Origin of the sequence: Duodenibacillus massiliensis, from assembly GCF_928721995.1 — a bacterium.
Classification (GTDB): domain Bacteria; phylum Pseudomonadota; class Gammaproteobacteria; order Burkholderiales; family Burkholderiaceae_F; genus Duodenibacillus; species Duodenibacillus massiliensis.
Map to the genome: position 1 here is coordinate 1,539,513 of NZ_OV788642.1, position 17,580 is coordinate 1,557,092.

15 protein-coding genes and 2 tRNA genes are annotated in these 17,580 nt (G+C 59.0%); 10 read left to right on the forward strand and 7 right to left on the reverse strand.

All coding sequences use genetic code 11. The features are described from left to right. Positions 1–11 precede the first annotated feature (11 nt). Both ttcA and NXF97_RS07040 read right to left on the reverse strand, forming a co-directional pair. Positions 12–947, reverse strand: a complete 936-nt coding sequence (gene ttcA, locus NXF97_RS07035) for a tRNA 2-thiocytidine(32) synthetase TtcA (RefSeq protein WP_274955551.1) — start codon at positions 945–947, stop codon at positions 12–14. After that, positions 944–1,339 (reverse strand): dihydroneopterin aldolase, encoded by a 396-nt coding sequence (locus NXF97_RS07040; protein WP_274955552.1) that lies wholly within the window; start codon positions 1,337–1,339, stop codon positions 944–946. Before NXF97_RS07040 ends, ttcA begins: the two co-directional genes overlap by 4 nt. 49 nt (positions 1,340–1,388) lie before the next feature. Between NXF97_RS07040 and NXF97_RS07045 the strand changes: the two genes are divergently transcribed. Continuing rightward, entirely contained in the window at positions 1,389–1,580 is a 192-nt protein-coding gene (locus NXF97_RS07045; RefSeq protein ID WP_022372521.1) for a DUF2905 domain-containing protein, read from the forward strand. A gap of 2 nt (positions 1,581–1,582) precedes the next feature. On the opposite strand, the gene NXF97_RS07050 is transcribed toward NXF97_RS07045, so the two are convergent. The 3 genes from NXF97_RS07050 to NXF97_RS07060 form a co-directional block, all read right to left on the reverse strand. Next, entirely contained in the window at positions 1,583–2,686 is a 1,104-nt protein-coding gene (locus NXF97_RS07050; RefSeq protein ID WP_274955553.1) for a CCA-adding protein, read from the reverse strand. Beyond that, positions 2,686–8,508, reverse strand: coding sequence for an excinuclease ABC subunit UvrA (uvrA, locus tag NXF97_RS07055; protein ID WP_274955554.1), 5,823 nt, complete (start codon positions 8,506–8,508; stop codon positions 2,686–2,688). Before uvrA ends, NXF97_RS07050 begins: the two co-directional genes overlap by 1 nt. 99 nt (positions 8,509–8,607) lie before the next feature. Further along, positions 8,608–9,420, reverse strand: coding sequence for a symmetrical bis(5'-nucleosyl)-tetraphosphatase (locus NXF97_RS07060; protein ID WP_022372518.1), 813 nt, complete (start codon positions 9,418–9,420; stop codon positions 8,608–8,610). A 194-nt stretch (positions 9,421–9,614) separates the two neighbouring features. Between NXF97_RS07060 and galU the strand changes: the two genes are divergently transcribed. Then, positions 9,615–10,451, forward strand: a complete 837-nt coding sequence (gene galU, locus NXF97_RS07065; RefSeq protein ID WP_274955555.1) for a UTP--glucose-1-phosphate uridylyltransferase GalU — start codon at positions 9,615–9,617, stop codon at positions 10,449–10,451. Here the strand turns inward: galU and rfaE2 are convergent. Then, positions 10,448–10,942, reverse strand: a complete 495-nt coding sequence (gene rfaE2 / locus NXF97_RS07070; protein ID WP_074008884.1) for a D-glycero-beta-D-manno-heptose 1-phosphate adenylyltransferase — start codon at positions 10,940–10,942, stop codon at positions 10,448–10,450. The two genes, galU and rfaE2, sit on opposite strands and share 4 nt — an antisense overlap. A gap of 180 nt (positions 10,943–11,122) precedes the next feature. On the opposite strand from rfaE2, the gene NXF97_RS07075 reads away from it, so the two are divergent. Together NXF97_RS07075 and NXF97_RS07080 are read left to right on the forward strand one after the other, a co-directional pair. Continuing rightward, positions 11,123–11,198 (forward strand) — tRNA-Ala (locus NXF97_RS07075). Positions 11,199–11,208: 10 nt separating this feature from the next. Beyond that, positions 11,209–11,284 (forward strand) — tRNA-Glu (locus NXF97_RS07080). Positions 11,285–11,429: 145 nt separating this feature from the next. Here NXF97_RS07080 and NXF97_RS07085 read toward each other — a convergent pair. Continuing rightward, positions 11,430–11,729: an HPF/RaiA family ribosome-associated protein gene (locus tag NXF97_RS07085; protein ID WP_022372515.1), complete on the reverse strand. Its 300-nt coding sequence runs from the start codon at positions 11,727–11,729 to the stop codon at positions 11,430–11,432. A 258-nt stretch (positions 11,730–11,987) separates the two neighbouring features. Between NXF97_RS07085 and NXF97_RS07090 the strand changes: the two genes are divergently transcribed. From NXF97_RS07090 to proB, 6 genes are all read left to right on the forward strand, one after another. Continuing rightward, on the forward strand, positions 11,988–12,686 hold the full coding sequence (locus NXF97_RS07090) for a hypothetical protein (RefSeq protein ID WP_074008883.1): 699 nt from the start codon (positions 11,988–11,990) through the stop codon (positions 12,684–12,686). A gap of 192 nt (positions 12,687–12,878) precedes the next feature. Further along, the gene (locus NXF97_RS07095) at positions 12,879–14,360 is read left to right on the forward strand and encodes a glycerol-3-phosphate dehydrogenase/oxidase (RefSeq protein WP_274955556.1); all 1,482 of its coding nucleotides are present in this window, start codon (positions 12,879–12,881) and stop codon (positions 14,358–14,360) included. A gap of 199 nt (positions 14,361–14,559) precedes the next feature. Further along, positions 14,560–14,871, forward strand: coding sequence for a 50S ribosomal protein L21 (rplU, locus tag NXF97_RS07100; protein ID WP_022372766.1), 312 nt, complete (start codon positions 14,560–14,562; stop codon positions 14,869–14,871). A 38-nt stretch (positions 14,872–14,909) separates the two neighbouring features. Next, a complete protein-coding gene (rpmA, locus tag NXF97_RS07105; RefSeq protein ID WP_022372765.1) occupies positions 14,910–15,173 on the forward strand; it encodes a 50S ribosomal protein L27 in 264 nt (87 codons plus the stop codon). A gap of 134 nt (positions 15,174–15,307) precedes the next feature. Continuing rightward, a complete protein-coding gene (gene cgtA, locus NXF97_RS07110) occupies positions 15,308–16,420 on the forward strand; it encodes an Obg family GTPase CgtA (protein ID WP_022372764.1) in 1,113 nt (370 codons plus the stop codon). A gap of 8 nt (positions 16,421–16,428) precedes the next feature. Beyond that, the gene (gene proB, locus NXF97_RS07115; protein ID WP_274955557.1) at positions 16,429–17,553 is read left to right on the forward strand and encodes a glutamate 5-kinase; all 1,125 of its coding nucleotides are present in this window, start codon (positions 16,429–16,431) and stop codon (positions 17,551–17,553) included. Positions 17,554–17,580: the final 27 nt, after the last annotated feature.

The window sequence follows — 17,580 nt, forward strand, 5'->3', positions numbered from 1 at the left end:
GCTCCAAAATTTCAGACATCGTCATCATCGCCCGGCGCCTCGGGCGCAATGCGCACGCCGCCCGCTTCCCGGTTAAAGAAGTTCCAGAGCGTTTTGTCCGCAAGCTGCGAGGGTGAGACGCGCGTGGTGCTCATGAAGAGATTGTAGATGCGGCTGTCGTACTTTCTGTCCCACTCAGCCATGAGTTCCTTGATTTCGCGCCGCTTCTTGTTTTCTCCGGCCCCGCACAGGTCCTTGGGCGCTAGCGGATACTCCTGGATTTTGGCCCACTTGAGGTTTTCGTATTCCCGTACGTAAATGAGCGGCCGGATAACGGTGTTGTTGTGATCGTCACTGAACAAAACCGGGGGCATTGCCTTGATGCGTCCGCCGTAAAACATATTAAGAAGGAGCGTCGAGACAACGTCATCCATCTGATGCCCGAGTGCAATCTTGGTGCAGCCGAGTTCTTTGGCAACGCGGTAAAGAATGCCGCGCCGCAGCCGGGCGCAGAGCGAACAGACGTTTTTACCGGAGGGAATCAGCCGCTCGATGATGGAATTGGTGTCCTGATCCTCGATGTGATAGGGGACGCCCGCACCCGCCAGAAACTTTTCCACAATGGGCGTAGGCCCGCCCGGAATGTGCTGATTGACGTGCACGGCAATGATGTCAAAGTGTACGGGCGCGCGGGCCTGGAGTTTCCGGAGCACTTCAAGAAGCACGTAACTGTCTTTGCCCCCGCTCATCGCGACCATCACTTTGTCGCCTTCACGGATCATGTCGTAGTCGGCAATGGCCTGTGCGGTAAGACGCACGATGCGCTTTTCGAGTTTTCTCACGGAAACGGAGGCTTTGACGTGGCGGCCGGGTGCTGCTTCAACACACTTTTTATTGTCTTCGCCGCTTTTGGTCATTTTGGGCGCGGCGGGCCAGGCAACGGGTTTTTCCTCAACGGTGTCTGTCATAGCGTCTTTCCCGGACGGGCAAGGCGGAAGATTTCCACCCCGATCCCGTCACAGTTTTCATAGGCTTCAGGTTTAACGGAATAAACGCGCACGGCTCTGACGCGGTCGTCTGCGAGGAGCGTCTGCGCGATGCGTTCAACGAGTGTTTCCTGCAGTTCAATGTGCCCCGCGGCAATCACAGTGTCGGCGGCCGCGGGAAGAAGACGGTAGTCGTAGACCGCATCGAGCCGGTCGTTTTTAAGGGTGTTTCCGACCCACACGTCGATCGTGAGAATGACGGGTTGCGTGCGGCCGTGTTCCTTCGTTAAAGCGCCGATGGCGGCTTCTTTATGGTAGCGGTTTAACGTGAGTCTGCGGCAGGTGAGCCGCAGCTCATCGAAAATATCGGACATTGTGTCAACAGTCGTTTTTTTTGCAGCGGCTGCTCGTTAGAATGCGCTCATGCGCTGGATTTTCACGATTTTAATTGTTCTGATGGTGCTGATGACGGCCGTGCCGTGGCTTTCGAAATTCGGGCTCGGAAGGCTCCCCGGAGACATCAATTTCATGCTCGGGCGCCGCAAAATCAGCATTCCGCTTGCAAGCACGCTCCTTATTTTCATCGGAGCGTGGCTTATTGCGCGCATTCTCTGAGACTATGGCTGCATAAGAGCCTTGCGGCGTGCGGCAGCAACGCGCGCGGCAATTTCAGCGGGCTTACCTTCGCTGACCGCTTCGCGGGCAACACTACCGGCGTCAACCGCGCACCAAAGCGCTGCGGCTTTTCTGAGTTTCTCGGGATTAAAGTCCGGGTGCCTTGCCTCTGCCGCCTCCAAAAGCGCTTCAAAACGGGCCGGACGCCGCAGCACATCGCTTTTTTCCAGGACGTCGGCCATGGCTTCGGGTGTTGAGGCAGTCGTGACGGCGTCTCTTAACCGGTTGTCAAGCAGCGCGAGTTCCGTCACGTCAGCGGGAGCCCTGAGCGCCTTAAAGCGTCTGCGCACGGCGCTTTCGTCTTCGCCGGCTGTTTCAAAAAGAAGCACGGCGCGCACAGTGAGGGGAAAACCGGCTTTCGTGGCCCGCGTGAGCGCACGGATTTCGTTGCCGGAAGCAGGTACTTCGGGGAAAGCCCTTTCCCAGTAGCCGCAGGCTTTCAGCACCGCAATCATCGCAGCGGGGTCCGCCGACATCAGTCCCTTTTTAAATTCCGCCCAGACGCGCTCTGCAACAAGTGCATCGGCTTCGCCGCAGGCCACCATTTTTCTGAGAAGCACCATGGTTTCCGGTGCCACGGTAAAGCCCGGAAGCTTGGCGGCAAAGCGGGCAATCCGCAGAATGCGCACGGGGTCTTCGGCAAACGCGCTACTTACGTGCCGCAAAAGCCGCGCTTTGAGATCCTTCTGTCCTCCGTAGGGGTCAATGATCGTACCGTCAGCACTTTGGGCCATTGCGTTGATGGTGAGGTCGCGCCGCCTTAAGTCGTCAGTAAGCGTCACGTCGGGTGCCGCATAAAACTGAAAGCCGTGGTAACCCGCTGCGGTTTTGCGCTCGGTTCGGGCAAGCGCATATTCCTCATGCGTTTCGGGATGCAGAAAGACCGGAAAGTCCGCGCCCACCGGGAGATAGCCCTTGGAGACCATGTCTTCGGGTGTGGCACCCGTTACCACCCAGTCACGGTCGCCCTCGGGAATGTCAAGACCCTCCTTTCTGAGCAGCAGGTCTCTGACGCAGCCTCCGACACGAAATATCTCAATTGTCATCAGGATGCCTCCGTGGGTTTGCGTTTGGCTTTCGGCTTGGCAGGTGCCTTTTTCGGAGGTTTGTTTTCCGGCTTTTCAGAGCCCTTGTGCTGCGCAAGAAATTCCGCAAGCGCCAGGCCCGTCGGGGTGTCGGCTTTAGCTACATCAACAGGTTCGCCCTGCGCGGCGATGCGGCCGCCTTCGGGGCCGCCCTCGGGGCCCAAATCAATCACCCAGTCGGCTTCGGCAATCACGTCGAGATTATGTTCGACCACAAGCACGGTGTTGCCGGCCGCGGTCAGTCGCTGCAGGACGTTGATGAGTTTGGCAACGTCGGCCATATGAAGCCCCACCGTCGGTTCATCCAGGATGTAGAAGGTGTGCGGCGTTTTTCTCTGCCGGATCTGCTCGCCGGGACGTCCGGCTTTCGCAAGTTCCGTCACGAGTTTGATACGCTGCGCTTCGCCTCCGGAGAGCGTGTTGGAGGGTTGACCGAGCCTGAGGTATCCGAGCCCCACGTCCTGCATGAGCTGCAGGGGATGGGAGACCGCGGGCTGCGCGGCGAAAAATTCGAGCGCGTCGTCCACCGACATGTTGAGAATTTCGCCGATCGAGCGCTCGTGCCACTTAATGGAAAGGGTGTCTTCGTCAAAGCGCATGCCTTTGCAGGCTTCGCACGTCATCGTGACGTCCGGCAGGAAGTTCATTTCCTCCCGGATCTGTCCCTGGCCCGCGCAGACCGGGCAGCGCCCTTCTTCGGTGTTAAAGGAAAAGCGTGTTGCGCTAAAGCCCCTCTCCTGCGCCTCATTGGTGTTGGCAAAAATATCGCGGATGCGGTTAAAAAATTCCACGTAGGTCGCAGGGCACGAGCGCGGTGTCTTGCCGATCGGGGTCTGATCGACTTCAAGCACGCGTGCGATCTGTTCAATCCCGTCAACAGCTTTGCAGCCCGCAGGAGTAAAGACCGGAAAACGCGTTTTTCCGGCACGCGTCAGACGCCTGACTTCCTTGAGGTTCGTGAGCCCGGCTTCAAGGCTAGCGCCCACCACGTCGTGCGCAAGCGTCGATTTTCCGGAGCCGGAAACGCCGGAAAGCACAATCAGGCGCCCCAGGGGCAGCCTCACGGTGAGATCCTTGAGGTTATGCAGGAACGCGCCGCGTACGGTGATTGCGGGCGTCTCCTTCGTGGTTTTGCGCTGGGCCACACCCGTGTGCTTTAAGGGGTTTCTCAGCATCTGCGCGGTGACGCTCTTTTTGTTTTTCAGAAGGTCCTTGAAACTTCCTTCGAAAATGAGTTCGCCGCCGCGGCTTCCGGCGCCCGGGCCGATGTCAACGATATGTTCGGCCGCGCGGATCGTGTCCTCGTCGTGCTCCACAACAAGCACGGTGTTGCCTTTTTGTCTGAGTCCCACAAGACTTTCGATGAGGCGCTTGTTGTCGCGGGAATGAAGGCCGATTGTGGGTTCATCGAGTACATAGCAGACCCCCTGCAGGTTGCTGCCCAGCTGCGCGGCAAGGCGGATACGCTGCGCTTCGCCGCCCGAAAGCGTGGGCGAAGCACGGTCCAGCGCGATGTAGCCGAGCCCCACGGACTTTAAAAACGCAAGGCGCGAGACGATTTCCCTGAGGGCGTCTTCGCCGATCAGTTTTTCCCGGCCCTTAAGCCGGACGGCTTTGAGGGCAGCCAGTGATTCGTCCACCGGCAGCGCTGTTGTTTCGCAGATGGAGCGTCCGGCAAACAGCACATTGCGGGCAACGGCGTTTAAGCGTGCGCCGCCGCAGTCCGGGCAGACGTGTGTGCCTTCGGCTGCCGTGATGTTTTCGTCGCTGTCCATGAAGTCGGCCATGTCGCCTTTGTGTTCATGCGCGTAGGCAAAGGTCGCGTCTTCGGGGGCGGCCCCGCCCTTGTCGGACACGACGCCCGAACCCAAACAGGTCGGACACCACCCCATACGGTTGTTGTAGGAGAAAAGCCGGGGATCGGGGTCAGGAAAACTTCTGCCGCATTCCGGACAGGCCCGTACCGTGGAGTAAACGCCCAAAGCGGAGCAGCTCTTTGTTTTTTCCGGATCGGGAAAGAGGCGGATCGTGCCTTTGCCGCGGGCAAGCGCCGCGCTGATGAGCCGCCGCAGTTCCTTTTCGTTTTCAGGTGTTATTCTCACCACGCCTTCGGGCCAGTCAATCGAGTGGTCGTAGTAGCGCGCAAGCGGCCGAAAGTGCGCCGTGTCTTTCCACGCGTCATCCACGAGTAGCCACCGCACGCCGGCTTTTGCGGCGTCAGCGGCAAGCTCCGTGTAAATGCCCTTGCGGTTACTGACAACGGGGGCGCACACCGCAACAGTTTTGCCTTTATGGCGGCGCATGACGGCCGCCACCACCGCATCAAAGGACTGATCCTTGACCGGAACATGACAGTCCGGGCAGTACTGCACGCCGAGTTTCAGATAAATCAGGCGCAGAAAGTGCTGAATCTCCGTCATCGTGGCGACGGTGGACTTATTGCCGCCGCGGCTTGTGCGCTGTTCAATGGCAACGGTGGGAGAGATTCCCACAATACGGTCGGCTTCGGCGCGTGCCGCGGGCTGCACCATGGTACGCGCGTAGGCGTTGAGGCTTTCAAGGTAGCGCCGCTGGCCTTCGGCAAAGACGATGCCGAAAGCCAGCGTTGACTTGCCGGAACCGGAAACACCGGTCACAGCCGTGAGCTTTTTCTTCGGGAACACAACGTCGATATTTTTGAGGTTGTGCTCGCGGGCGCCGAAAATTCCGAGGTCGCCCTGACGCGCTTCACGCCACACGCTCTGAAGCGACCGGCCTTTGACTTCCTTCTGGCTTTCAATGAGGGGCGCCGTGTCGTCAAACCAACCGGTCATTTTGCCCGCGCGGCTTTTGAGTGCCTTGTGGTAGGCCGCGAGAGCTCGGGCGGTGTAGCCGACACCTTTTTTCTCAAGCGCTTCGGGCGTGCCGCAGACCACCACTTCGCCGCCCGCGTCACCGCCGTCGGGCCCGAGGTCAATCACCCAGTCGCTGGCGGCAATGACGTCAAGGTTGTGTTCCACGATAAGAACCGAGTGCCCGGCATCAATCAGGCGCCTCAGACAGGGAATCAGTTTGGCAATGTCGGAAAAGTGAAGCCCCGTGGTCGGCTCATCAAAGACGTAGAGCGCACGGCTGCGGGCAAAGCCCGTGGTTTCAATAAGAATGGAGGCAAGTTTGAGGCGCTGCGCTTCGCCTCCGGAGAGCGTGGAGACGTTTTGTCCGAGCTTTAAGTATCCGAGACCCACGTCACTTAAGGGCTTGAGCTTTTTGACGATCTTGTCGCTGCCTGCGAAGTAGTCGATGGCTTCGTCGGCCGTCATGTCAAGAACCTGGGCGATGTTTTTGGCGGGTTTGCCCGCGGGCGCAATCGTCACTTCCAGCGTTTCATCCCGGTAGCGGCTGCCGTTACAGTCGGGGCACTTGATGAGCACATCGCTTAAAAACTGCATCTCCACGCGCTCAAACCCGGCACCTTCGCAGGTGGGGCAGCGCCCCATGCCGTAGTTGAAGCTGAAAAAGGAGCTGTCGTAGTTGCGGTCTGCGGCAAGCTTTGTGGCGGCAAACTGACGGCGGATTTCTTCAAAGGCCCCCATGTAGAGAACCGGGGTGGAGCGCGTCGTGCGCCCGATTTCGGACTGATCCACAAAGTGCACGGCCTTGAGGTTTTCGATCCCGTCAATTCGCTCAACGGCGGGTTCTGCAGAGGTGGCGGCGGTGCCGAAGGCGCGCTGCAGGCTGCTCACGATGATGTCGGTCACGAGCGTGGATTTGCCGGCCCCGGAAACGCCGGTTACCGTCGTGATGCGGTTTAACGGAATTTCGACTGTGATGTTTTTGAGGTTGTGGCCGTGCGCCTTAACGACCGTGAGCTTCGGATCTTTTTTCCGGTCAAAGGCTTTGTGCTTGAAGCCGTCGCAGGACTTTTTGCCGGAAAGGTAAAGCCCGGTTTCGGTTTTGGACGCGCGGATGGACTGCGGCGTGCCGTCAAAGACGATGGTGCCCCCGGCGCTTCCTGCGCCCGGTCCCATATCGATGATGCGGTCGGCGGCAAGCATCACCTGGGGATCGTGTTCCACCACCACGAGCGTATTGCCCGCCTTTTTGAGGTTTTCAAGAATGGCGTTGATGCGGTCCATGTCCCGCGGATGCAGGCCGATCGAGGGTTCATCGAGCACAAACAGCGTGTCGGTGAGGTTGGTGCCCAAGGCCGTGGTGAGGCTTACGCGCTGGACTTCGCCTCCGGAGAGCGTGCGGCTCTGGCGGTCAAGCGTGAGGTAGCCGAGGCCCACGTCCATGAGGTAGATGAGGCGCCGGCGGATTTCGCCGAGAATGAGCGCTCCCGCCTCATCGGTGATGTCGGTGGCAATCGTGTCGAAAAAGGTTTTCAGACGTGCAACCGGCAGCAGCATCAGATCGTGCACCGTAAGGCCTGGAAGGTCCTTGTCGATGCGCGCGGCGATACCCGCAAGGCCGTTACCGGTAAAGCGGCGGTAGAGGCCTTTGCCGGTCTTGTCCTTGCCTAAAACGGCGTCGGCCGCAGCGCGGCTTCCGAGACGCCACCAGAGCGCCTCGGGTTTAAGCCGTGAGCCGTCGCAGACCGGGCAGGCAGTGTAGCTGCGGTAGCGCGATAAAAGCACGCGCACGTGCATCTTGTAGGACTTCGATTCAAGCCAGCGCCAGTAGCCGTAAAGGCCGTACCAGCGGCGGTCACCTTCGGTGTGCGCCGGGTCGCCGGAAAGAAGCCACTTCTTTTCGGCGGGCGTGAGCTCACTGTAGGGAACGTCAAGCCGGATGTGCCCCTTTGCGCTGCGCGCGAGGTCTTTTAAGCATTCGCCGCCCGCTGTGCCGCTGAAAAGCCGGACGGCGCCCCCGTTGATACTGCGGGAGTGATCCGGAATGGCGAGCGCAAGATCAAGCCCCATCACGCGGCCGAAACCGCGGCATTCCGGGCAGGCGCCCACAGGGGAGTTGAAACTGAAAAGCGACGGGTTGGGGGCGTGAAACGTCTTGTCGCAGTCCGGGCACACAAGCCCCGCGGCATAGCGGCGCTCGACGGTACCGGCTTCGGTCACAACACGCACCGTAAGGCGCCCGGCGTTGCGGCCCTTCCCCTGCGCGAGCGCTTTTTCCACGGCTTCACGGCCGCGGGCATCGGTGATTTTTCCCGCCTTAAAGCGGTCGGCCGCCACCGAAAGATCCGTGCCGTCTTTGGTCTTTATTTCGTCTTCAATGTGCGTAAAGCCCTGGGCGTTTAATGCGGCTTTGGCTTTTTCAAGCTCAAAGGACTTCGGCACCGACACCGTAAAGAGAATGTAGACACGGGCTTCGGGCGTAGCCAGCGTAAAGGCCTTGATGTCGTCCCAGACCGCGGCCGGCGACATGTCTTTGACTTCGCGGCCGCAGCAGGGGCAGAAAAGGCGCGCCTTCTGGGCAAACAAAAGTTTGATGTGGTCGTTGATTTCCGTCATTGTCCCCACGGTGGAGCGTGAGGTGCGCACGGTGCCGCTCTGGTCAATGGCAATCGCAGGCGGCACACCCTCAATTTTGTCCACCTTGGGGCGGTCGCAGCGCTCAAGAAACTGCCGCGCGTAAGGGCTGAACGTTTCGGCGTAGAGCCTCTGGCCTTCGGCGTAGAGTGTGTCAAAGGCGAGCGAACTTTTCCCCGAGCCCGAGGGGCCCGTGATCACGGTGAGCTCTCCGGTGCGGATGTCCGCATCGAGGTTTTTCAGGTTGTTCTGCCGGGCGCCCCGGATGGCGATGACGGGTGCGGCGGATTCGGGGGCGGCAGCGGTTTTTGCGGGCATGACGTGACCTCGGGCCAAAAAACAAAATGACGGGCAGGTATAAGCGGAGATTGTAGAGAGGGCGGATCTTGTTAAGGTCGATCCACCCGATTGAAAACATCAGCAGGCAGGTGCCGCCCACTCGGGGCAGGGTTCCTGAAAAAGGCGCCGGTCGGAAAGCCGCACGGCAGTGAGCGTTCCGCCCCAGAGGCATCCGGTGTCAACGGCAATGAGTTTTGGCCGCAGCATGAGCCCCAGCATCGACCAGTGGCCGAAGCAGATCGTTTTCGTGACGCGCCGGGGGCACTCAAACCAGGGTTTGTATCCCGCGGGTGCTGCGCCCAGGCCCTCTTTGATGCTGTAGTCGGGGTTACCTTCGGGATCCATAAAGCGCATGCGGGTAAGGCCGTTTAATATCGCGCGCATCCGGGCGGGGCCCGAAAGACTGTCGCTGTAGTTGTCGTTGCCGTACATGCCCTGAAGGTAGGCTTTCCAGTCGTCGCCCGCCAGGGCGCGGTGCGCTTCTTCGGCGTGACTTAAGGCGTCTTTTAAGGTCCAGGCCGGAGGAATTCCGGCGTGCACAAAGACGGTGTCGGGCGTATTGATGATGAGGGGCTGCTTTCTGAGCCAGTCGATGAGCTCATCACAGTCGCGTGCTTCAAGAATCTCCCCGATCGTGTCCTTGCGGTGCACGCGCCCGGCACCGGCGGCAACCGCTAAAAGGTGCAGGTCGTGGTTGCCGAGAACCATTTCGGCTCTGCCCGAATCGCAGAGCTTTTTTACTTTGCGCAGTGTCTTTAAGGATTGCGGGCCGCGGTTAACGATGTCGCCCACAAAAATGATGTGCGCCGATTTCGGCAGCTGCTCAAGAAGGCCCTTAAGGCTTTCCAGACACCCCTGCAGATCGCCGACGGCAAAAAGTTCTCCGGCCATAAGCCAATGTACGCCCGAAACGAAAAAGTGCCGTCATTTTAGACGCGGCAAAGGGGCGCACCTGAGCGGACTTTGTAACACAAAGAGTTCATGCGAAGGGACGCACCCGTTTAAAATCGCGGTCTTCAAGAAAAACCTGACTCAGCGGGCGCTTCCTTGTCCGATGCCGAGTCCTTTTTGTGGGAAAAATTCCGATGAAACCCGTCCGTAAAGTTGTCTTTCCCGTGGCCGGTCTCGGCACGCGTTTTCTGCCGGCCACAAAGGCCATGCCCAAGGAAATGCTGCCGGTGGTGGATAAGCCCCTCATCCAGTACGCCGTGGAAGAAGCGGCGGCCGCAGGCGTCACCGACATGATTTTCATCACGGGGCGCTACAAGAGAGCCATTGAAGATCATTTCGACAAGAGCCCGGAACTTGAAGAAGATCTCGCCCGCAAAGGTAAGACCGAGCTTCTGGACCTGGTGCATTCCATTACGCCCGCTGGTGTGAACTTCATCTATATCCGCCAGCCTGAACCCTTAGGCCTCGGGCATGCCGTGCTTTGCGCGCAGCCTGTGGTGGGGGATGAACCCTTCGGCGTGATTCTGGCCGACGATCTGGTTTACGCGCAGACCCCGGCCTTAAAGCAGCTCACGGACGCCCGTGAACGCATGGGCGGCGGCAGCGTCCTTGCGGTGCAGGACGTGCCGCATGATCAGACCAACAAGTACGGTATTGTGGGCGTGGAAGACGCGCTTTGCGCCACCAGCCGCGTGCATTCGATCGTGGAAAAGCCGCAGCCCGCGGACGCCCCGTCGGATATGGCCGTGATCGGGCGCTATGTTCTGGAACCGGAAATCTTTGAAACCCTGCGGCACATCCCGCGCGGTGTGGGCGGTGAAATTCAGCTGACCGACGCCATTGCCGCGCGCCTAAAGGATGCGAACACCTACGCGCACCGCTTTGAAGGTCAGAGGTTTGACTGCGGCAGCAAGCAGGGCTTTTTGTCGGCGACCGTGCACTACGCGCGCCTTGCGGGCTATTCGATTTAAGAAGAGCGGACTTTTTTCAGAAGCGCCGTGGTGGAGCGCTGGTAGTCAAACGTGACTGTCACGGTTTTGGCGCCCCAGCCGGCCACGAGTTTGGCTTCCGGAAGGTCTTCAACGCGGTAATCCCCGCCCTTGACGTAGATGTCGGGGCGGGCTTTTTCTATGACCTTCAGGGGGACCTTGTCGGTAAAGACCACCACAAGATCCACGCTTTCGAGGGCCGCCAATACCGCCGCGCGGTCGCACTCCGTGTTGATCGGCCGGTCATCACCCTTGCCGAGCATTTTGACGGAGGCGTCACTGTTGACCGCCACAATGAGGCTGCCGCCGAGCGCACGGGCCTGCGCAAGATACGTGACGTGCCCTCTGTGAAGGATGTCAAAAACTCCGTTTGTCATCACAACGGGTTTGGGAAGCGCTGCGGCGCGTGAGGCCAGCGCCTCAGACGTGACAATCTTTTGTTCAAAGGCAGGCGGGGGCAGTCGGGTGGACATCGGGTTTGTTCCTAAAAAGGGCTTACGGCAATCCTAACAAAACCGGCGCATTGCAAAAAAGTGGAATCGGAGGAAAATTATTTTTCGTTATAAAACAGTGAACTAATAAAAGTCAGGGAAGTTTTTTCTTCAAAAGACTTGCATTCTGTGAAAAACATCTTCATAATGCGGACTTCCTTCGGGGGTATAGCTCAGCTGGGAGAGCGCTTGCATGGCATGCAAGAGGTCAGCGGTTCGATCCCGCTTACCTCCACCAAGAATTCAGGGTCCCCATCGTCTAGAGGCCCAGGACACAACCCTTTCACGGTTGGTACAGCGGTTCGAATCCGCTTGGGGACGCCACAGTAAGCCCGTACGGAATTTCCGGCGGGCTTTTGTGTTATCGGGCCGCGGCAGACTGAAGGCCGCAGGATGTGAATGAAAAGAAAAGCCGCCCGGACTCCAATGAGAGCGGGCGGCTGAATCGGGAGACAATCAGAACCGACGGTTAACGGCCGTGACGCTTGTCGTTTTCGTCTTTGACAACGCGGCGGATGGTATCGAAGACCTTGTTGATGGCAGCCATGGCATCGGGATCACTTTCCGTTGCAATCACGTTGCTGCGGCCGGACATGGCGAGGTCAATCTTGACGGCAAAAGAGCCCAGGCCCTGATGACCGTCTTTGGTGATCGTGACTTTGCATTCGCCGATCGTGCCGTCAAAGCGTTTCAGTGCTTCAAAACGTTCAGCGACGTCAGCTTCAGCAGCCGGAGAGCGGTCTACACCGTGAAAAACGACCTGCAACATATTGAACCTCTCTTTTTACTGTTGAGTAGGAATTTTTATATTGGGTAAGTCACTAAATGACTTTCCTGATGCTTCAAGTGTACTCAGACGGCAGGGGATTTGCCTGCTGTGTTGAACCAAAAAAATGAGCTCCGTTGATTTTTCGGAGAAAATTGTGAAAATACAGGCCTCACTCAGTGTTTTATACGGTACAGAAGGCCTGACGCCGCGGCGCATTTCGGGTGCCGCCGCGCAAATTTACTGATAGGAAGACATACCATGCAGCGCAAACCGCAGCCCGCATTTGACCGTTTCAATGAAAAGCCCGCTTTCCGCGGTGACCGCTTCTCCGAGGGCGGCGACCGTTTCGGGGGCGAGCGCCGTCCGCGTTTTTCCAATGACCGCTTCGAAGACCGCGGCAGCCGTTTCGGCGGTGACCGTTTTGACCGGGGCGATCGCTTCGGCGGGGACCGCGGCGGCCGTTTTGCCGACCGCGGTGAACGCTTCGGGGGCGATCGCTTTGAGCGCCGCGAAGGCGCTTTCGGCGGCAACCGCCGTTTTAACGATGGTAAGCCCTTCCGCCGCTTTGACCGCAGCGAACCGCGCTTCGGGGACCGTTCCGGCCCGCGCGCGAAGGCCTTTGAAACCCGCCGCTACACGGACCGTGCCGCCTTTGTGCAGACGCAGACCGTGCGGCTTGATGCCGATGTGGCCGCGTACTTTGCGGACGCTGAGGCCGTGAACGCCGCGCTGCGCCAGATCATTGCGATAAGCCGCCTTGTAAAGGACGAGGCCGCCAAGGCCGAAGCCGTGCGTGATCAAAAAGCGCAGGCGCAAGCTGCTGTTGCTGAAGAAGCCGCTGAAGGTGAAGAAGTCGCTCTTGAAACCGAAGCAGCTGACGCTGAAGAGGCTGCCGCAGCGCCTGAAGCCGAGGCTGCTGCCGGCGAAACGACCGAAGAGAAGAAAGAAACGCTCTGACTGTCGGGCGGCCTGAAAACCACACGGGCTTAAAGAGTGGTTTTTCAGGGGAAAGCACGTAAAAGCGCACGGTCTTAACGGCAGGTGCGCTTTTTTCGTCCGCTGAGCGGCTAAACTTAACCATTCATCTGCCGGTGAGGGAAAAAAACTGTTTCTTACCGGCGCCGTCATCCCCCAAAAGGAGTTTCTTTCATGCCGCAGCCAGTAAAGGCGCTTGACCGCGCCCGGATGCTTGAGATGCTCAGAAGTGCCCGGCCGTTTGATGTTGTCGTGATCGGCGCGGGCGCAACCGGTTTGGGCGTAGCCGTTGATGCGGCAAGCCGGGGCCTGAAGACCCTCGTGGTGGACGCGCAGGACTTTGCTGCGGGGACGTCGTCGCGCTCCACAAAGCTCATTCACGGCGGCGTGCGGTACATGAAAAACATCCGCAACTGGTCCCTGGTGCGGGAGGCCCTTGCCGAACGGCGGATTCTTCTGAAAAATGCGCCGGCGCTTGCGCATCCCCAGGCGTTTGTTCTGCCCTGCTACAGCGCGACCGATCTCGTCTTTTACGGGCTGGGGCTCACGCTTTACACGCTACTGGGTATCGGGGGCGGCCTTTTGGGGCCCGTCAAGCTGCTGGGCGCCGTTGATACGCTCTGTGAACTGCCGGGGGTGAAAAGAAAGGCACTCAAGGGCGGCGTGAAGTATTTTGACGCGCAGTTTGACGATGCCCGCACGGCCGTGGCTCTGATGCAGACGGCGCTCGGGTGCGGTGCCGCGGTGCTTAACTACGCTTCGGTGGCGGAAGCAGAACTAAAGGACGGCCGTGTTGACAGTGTGACGGTCAAAGACAATGAAACGGGTGAAACCTTTCATGTAAGGGGCCGTGTCTTTTTTAACTGCACGGGCCCCTGGGTGGACAACATCCGGCGGCTTGCCGACCCCGAGGTTGACAGCCTTGTGCGAATTTCCCGCGGCTCACACATCGTGGTGGGGCGCGAATTTATGCCGGCAAAGTCGGCGATGCTCATCCCGAAAACCGCTGACGGGCGTGTGCTTTTCTGTATTCCCTGGAAGGGAAACGTTGAAATCGGCACGACGGATCTGGAGCAGGGGCAGGCGCCCTTTGATCCGCAGATTACGGACGACGAAACAGACTTTCTGATTGCGGGCGCAAACCGGTATCTCGCCAAACCCATCGAAAAGAAGGACGTGAAGGCGAGCTTCTCGGGCCTGCGGCCGCTTTTTAAGGGTAACGTTGTCTCCGGCGGGCCGTCGAGCGCGCGCTTGTCGCGTGAGCACGCCGTGATTCCGGAATTCGGCAACATGATTACAGTGACCGGCGGCAAGTGGACGAGTTACCGTCTGATGGCTGAGCACGCCATTGAAGCGGCACAGAAGATGGGGCTTTTGCCCAAATCGGGATGCACCACGCGCTCGTTACCTCTCGCCGTTGATATGACGGTGGACGTTAAGGGCCTTGAGTCGCGGCTTGATACGGAAAAACTCACGGCAGAACTCAAGCGCGAGGCGGCGGACTATGCGGCCTACTGCGTGAAAACAAACGGCGCGCGCACCGCAAACGACGTCCTTTACCGGCGTCTGAGAATCGGGCAGATGAACGCCCGCGTCACAAAGCTTCTGACGCCCGTTGTTGAAAAAGCGGTGGCCGAAACGCTGGCCGCGCTTTGAGCCGCTGATTTTTCGTTGAAAATCCGTTGACAGAGTGTGGCCGCCATGGCATAATGGCGGCCTTTTTCCACGCAAGTGAAAGCGTATCGGCGGCGCCATCCCTGATTTTTTGTGAGGAGCCCGGCCGGTATTTCTTTAATATAAAAAGGTTTCGTCAACCGATTCGGTTCGGGAGCGAAACGGGCGAGGTTAATTTTTCATGTACGCAATTATCAGAACCGGCGGCAAGCAGTATCGCGTGGCCGTCGGCGACACCGTCAAGGTTGAAACCATCGAAGCCGAAGCCGGCTCCGAAGTGACCCTCAGCGACGTTCTTCTCGTTGCCACGGACGAAGGCATCAAGGCCGGCAAGCCCGTGCTCGAAGGCGCCAGCGTCAAGGCGACTGTGGTGAGCCACGGCCGTCACGACAAGGTTCGTATTTTCAAGTTCCGCCGCCGCAAGCACTCCATGAAGAGCGCCGGTCATCGTCAGAACTACACTGAACTGAAGATCGAAGCGATCAACGCCTGATTTTCACGTTTACGTCAGCAATTTAGGAAGATACAAAAATGGCACATAAGAAAGGTGGCGGTTCTACCCGCAACGGTCGTGATTCCCAGGCCAAGCGCCTCGGTGTGAAGGTTTTCGGCAGCTCGCTCATCAACGCCGGCGGCATCATCGTCCGTCAGCGCGGCACGCAGTTCCATGCCGGTGACAATGTCGGCATGGGCCGTGACCACACGCTGTTTGCTCTCGTTGACGGCATCGTGACGTTTGAAGTCAAGGGCCCGCGCAACCACCAGTTTGTGAAGGTCGTGCCGGCTGCTGCTTAATTAAAGCGCTTACGGCATTAGTAAAGAGCTCCGTCGGGCGTGTCCCTGCGGAGCTTTTTTAATGCTGTGGCTTGTGCCGTGGCACAATTACCTGATATCTCTTCTTTTTTACCTGATTCCAAGGACAGATCACCGTGAAATTCGTCGACGAGGCCCGCATTGAGGTGCAGGGCGGCAATGGCGGTAACGGCGCAGCCAGCTTCCGCCGCGAAAAATTTATTCCCAAGGGCGGCCCCGACGGCGGTGACGGCGGCCGCGGCGGCAGTGTCTATGCTGTCGCAGACCGCAACATCAATACGCTTGTGGACTACCGCTTTACGCGGCGCTTTTTTGCCCCCAACGGCGAAAACGGGCGCGGCGCGGACTGCTTCGGCGCGGGCGGCGACGACGTGGTTCTGCGTATGCCCGTGGGCACGCAGATTATCGACGCCTCAACCGGTGAAACCGTTGCCGACCTTACCGAGCACGGGGAAAAGAAGCTGCTTGCCAAGGGCGGCCGGGGTGGCTTGGGGAATCTTCACTTTAAGACGAGTACGAACAGAGCACCCCGGCAGGCAACACCCGGGGAAGCGGGTGAGTACCGTGAACTGCGTCTGGAACTTAAGGTTCTTGCGGACGTGGGACTTCTTGGAATGCCCAACGCCGGTAAGTCCACCTTTATTACGGCGGTTTCCAACGCCCGCCCGAAAATCGCGGACTATCCCTTTACGACGCTGCATCCGCATCTCGGGGTCGTGCGCATCGCAAGCGAACAAAGTTTTGTGATTGCCGACGTGCCCGGCCTTATTGAGGGCGCAAGCGAAGGCGCGGGGCTCGGACACCTCTTTTTGCGGCATCTCTCAAGAACGAGCCTCTTACTTCACATCATCGACTGTGCGCCGATGGATACCGAGGGCACGGACCCCGTGGCAGAAGCGCATGCGCTCACCCAGGAACTTGCGAAGTACGATGAGGCGCTTGCGGCCAAACCCCGCTGGATTGTTCTCAATAAGATCGATCTGGTGCCCGAAGACGAGCGGCCCGCTTTGATTGAAAAGTACCGCAAAGCATTAGCTGATGACGGTCGGCCCTTCTTTGTGATGTCGGCCGCCACGCGCGAAGGTACGCAGGAACTCGTGAAGGCCATCGCCGAAGAACTGCACCGCCGCCAGAAGGAAGCCGAAGCCGCGCGCGCCATCGCAGAGGAAAAGGCCGCGCAGGAAGAACTTCCTCACGAAGAAATTGACATGAGTGAAAAGCCTCTGTGAGGCCGGATATGACGGAATCCGTGCTTAAAAATGCGCACCGCGTGGTTGTGAAGGTCGGAAGCGCTCTTGTCACAAACGACGGCCGGGGCCTTGACTTTGAAGCCATTGCCCGGTGGGCCACGCAGATTGCCGCGCTGCAAAAGGCCGGCAAAGAAGTGCTGCTTGTGAGTTCCGGCGCCATTGCCGAAGGCGTCTTAAGGCTTGGCTGGAAGTCCCGCCCCAAGCGCCTTTTTGAACTGCAGGCCGCGGCGGCCGTGGGCCAAATGGGGCTGGTGCAGGCCTATGAGACGCGCTTTGCCGGGCACGGCATCAAAACAGCGCAGATTCTGCTTACGCACGCTGATCTTGCGGACCGCGAGCGCTACCTCAATGCCCGGGATACCCTGATTGAAATCCTGCGTCTGGGGTGCGTGCCGATCATCAACGAAAATGACACGGTCGTCACCGATGAAATCAAGGTGGGCGACAACGACACGTTGGGCGCCCTTGTCACAAACCTCGTTGAAGCCGATGCCTTTGTGATTCTCACGGATCAAAAGGGCCTTTATACGGCCGATCCCCGCAAGGATCCGACCGCCGTATTTGTGGCGCAGGCTGTGGCGGGTGACCCGGCCCTGGAAAAAATGGCGGGCGGCGCGGCAAGTACGCTCTCTAAGGGCGGCATGATCACAAAGATTCTCGCGGCCAAGCGCGCGGCACGCTCGGGCGCCGCGACCATCATTGCTTCGGGGCGGGAAAAAGATGTCTTGATCCGGCTCTCTCAAGGTGAAGCCATCGGCACGGAATTAAGTCCCCGGCAGGCGCCGATGCACGCAAGAAGCCAGTGGCTTGCGGATCACCTGAGGTGCGAAGGCCGTGTGATTCTGGACGCCGGTGCCGCGGCGGCGCTGCTTAAGCGCAAAACAAGTCTGCTGCCTGTGGGCGTTAAGGCCGTGGAGGGCGACTTTGTCCGCGGTGACGTCGTGGCCTGCACGGATGAAAAGGGCGTGGAAATTGCGCGGGGGCTTGCAAATTACGCCTCGTCTGAAATCCGGATGATTAAGGGCAAACACACCGAAGAAATCGAAGGGGTTCTGGGCTATTGCGCGCAGCCCGAATTCATCCACCGCGACAATCTGGTGATGACGGTCTGAGAAAACTTCGGATGTTTCAGACAAAGA

What these genes read in the sequence shown, in the direction of transcription:
- galU (WP_274955555.1), top strand. Translation starts at nt 9,615, where the DNA reads ATGAAACCCGTCCGTAAAGTTGTCTTTCCCGTGGCCGGTCTCGGCACG.
- NXF97_RS07040 (WP_274955552.1), bottom strand. Translation starts at nt 1,339, where the DNA reads ATGTCCGATATTTTCGATGAGCTGCGGCTCACCTGCCGCAGACTCACG.
- uvrA (WP_274955554.1), bottom strand. Translation starts at nt 8,508, where the DNA reads ATGCCCGCAAAAACCGCTGCCGCCCCCGAATCCGCCGCACCCGTCATC.
- NXF97_RS07090 (WP_074008883.1), top strand. Translation starts at nt 11,988, where the DNA reads ATGCAGCGCAAACCGCAGCCCGCATTTGACCGTTTCAATGAAAAGCCC.
- rpmA (WP_022372765.1), top strand. Translation starts at nt 14,910, where the DNA reads ATGGCACATAAGAAAGGTGGCGGTTCTACCCGCAACGGTCGTGATTCC.
- NXF97_RS07050 (WP_274955553.1), bottom strand. Translation starts at nt 2,686, where the DNA reads ATGACAATTGAGATATTTCGTGTCGGAGGCTGCGTCAGAGACCTGCTG.
- proB (WP_274955557.1), top strand. Translation starts at nt 16,429, where the DNA reads ATGACGGAATCCGTGCTTAAAAATGCGCACCGCGTGGTTGTGAAGGTC.
- rfaE2 (WP_074008884.1), bottom strand. Translation starts at nt 10,942, where the DNA reads ATGTCCACCCGACTGCCCCCGCCTGCCTTTGAACAAAAGATTGTCACG.
- ttcA (WP_274955551.1), bottom strand. Translation starts at nt 947, where the DNA reads ATGACAGACACCGTTGAGGAAAAACCCGTTGCCTGGCCCGCCGCGCCC.
- NXF97_RS07060 (WP_022372518.1), bottom strand. Translation starts at nt 9,420, where the DNA reads ATGGCCGGAGAACTTTTTGCCGTCGGCGATCTGCAGGGGTGTCTGGAA.
- rplU (WP_022372766.1), top strand. Translation starts at nt 14,560, where the DNA reads ATGTACGCAATTATCAGAACCGGCGGCAAGCAGTATCGCGTGGCCGTC.
- NXF97_RS07095 (WP_274955556.1), top strand. Translation starts at nt 12,879, where the DNA reads ATGCCGCAGCCAGTAAAGGCGCTTGACCGCGCCCGGATGCTTGAGATG.
- NXF97_RS07045 (WP_022372521.1), top strand. Translation starts at nt 1,389, where the DNA reads ATGCGCTGGATTTTCACGATTTTAATTGTTCTGATGGTGCTGATGACG.
- NXF97_RS07085 (WP_022372515.1), bottom strand. Translation starts at nt 11,729, where the DNA reads ATGTTGCAGGTCGTTTTTCACGGTGTAGACCGCTCTCCGGCTGCTGAA.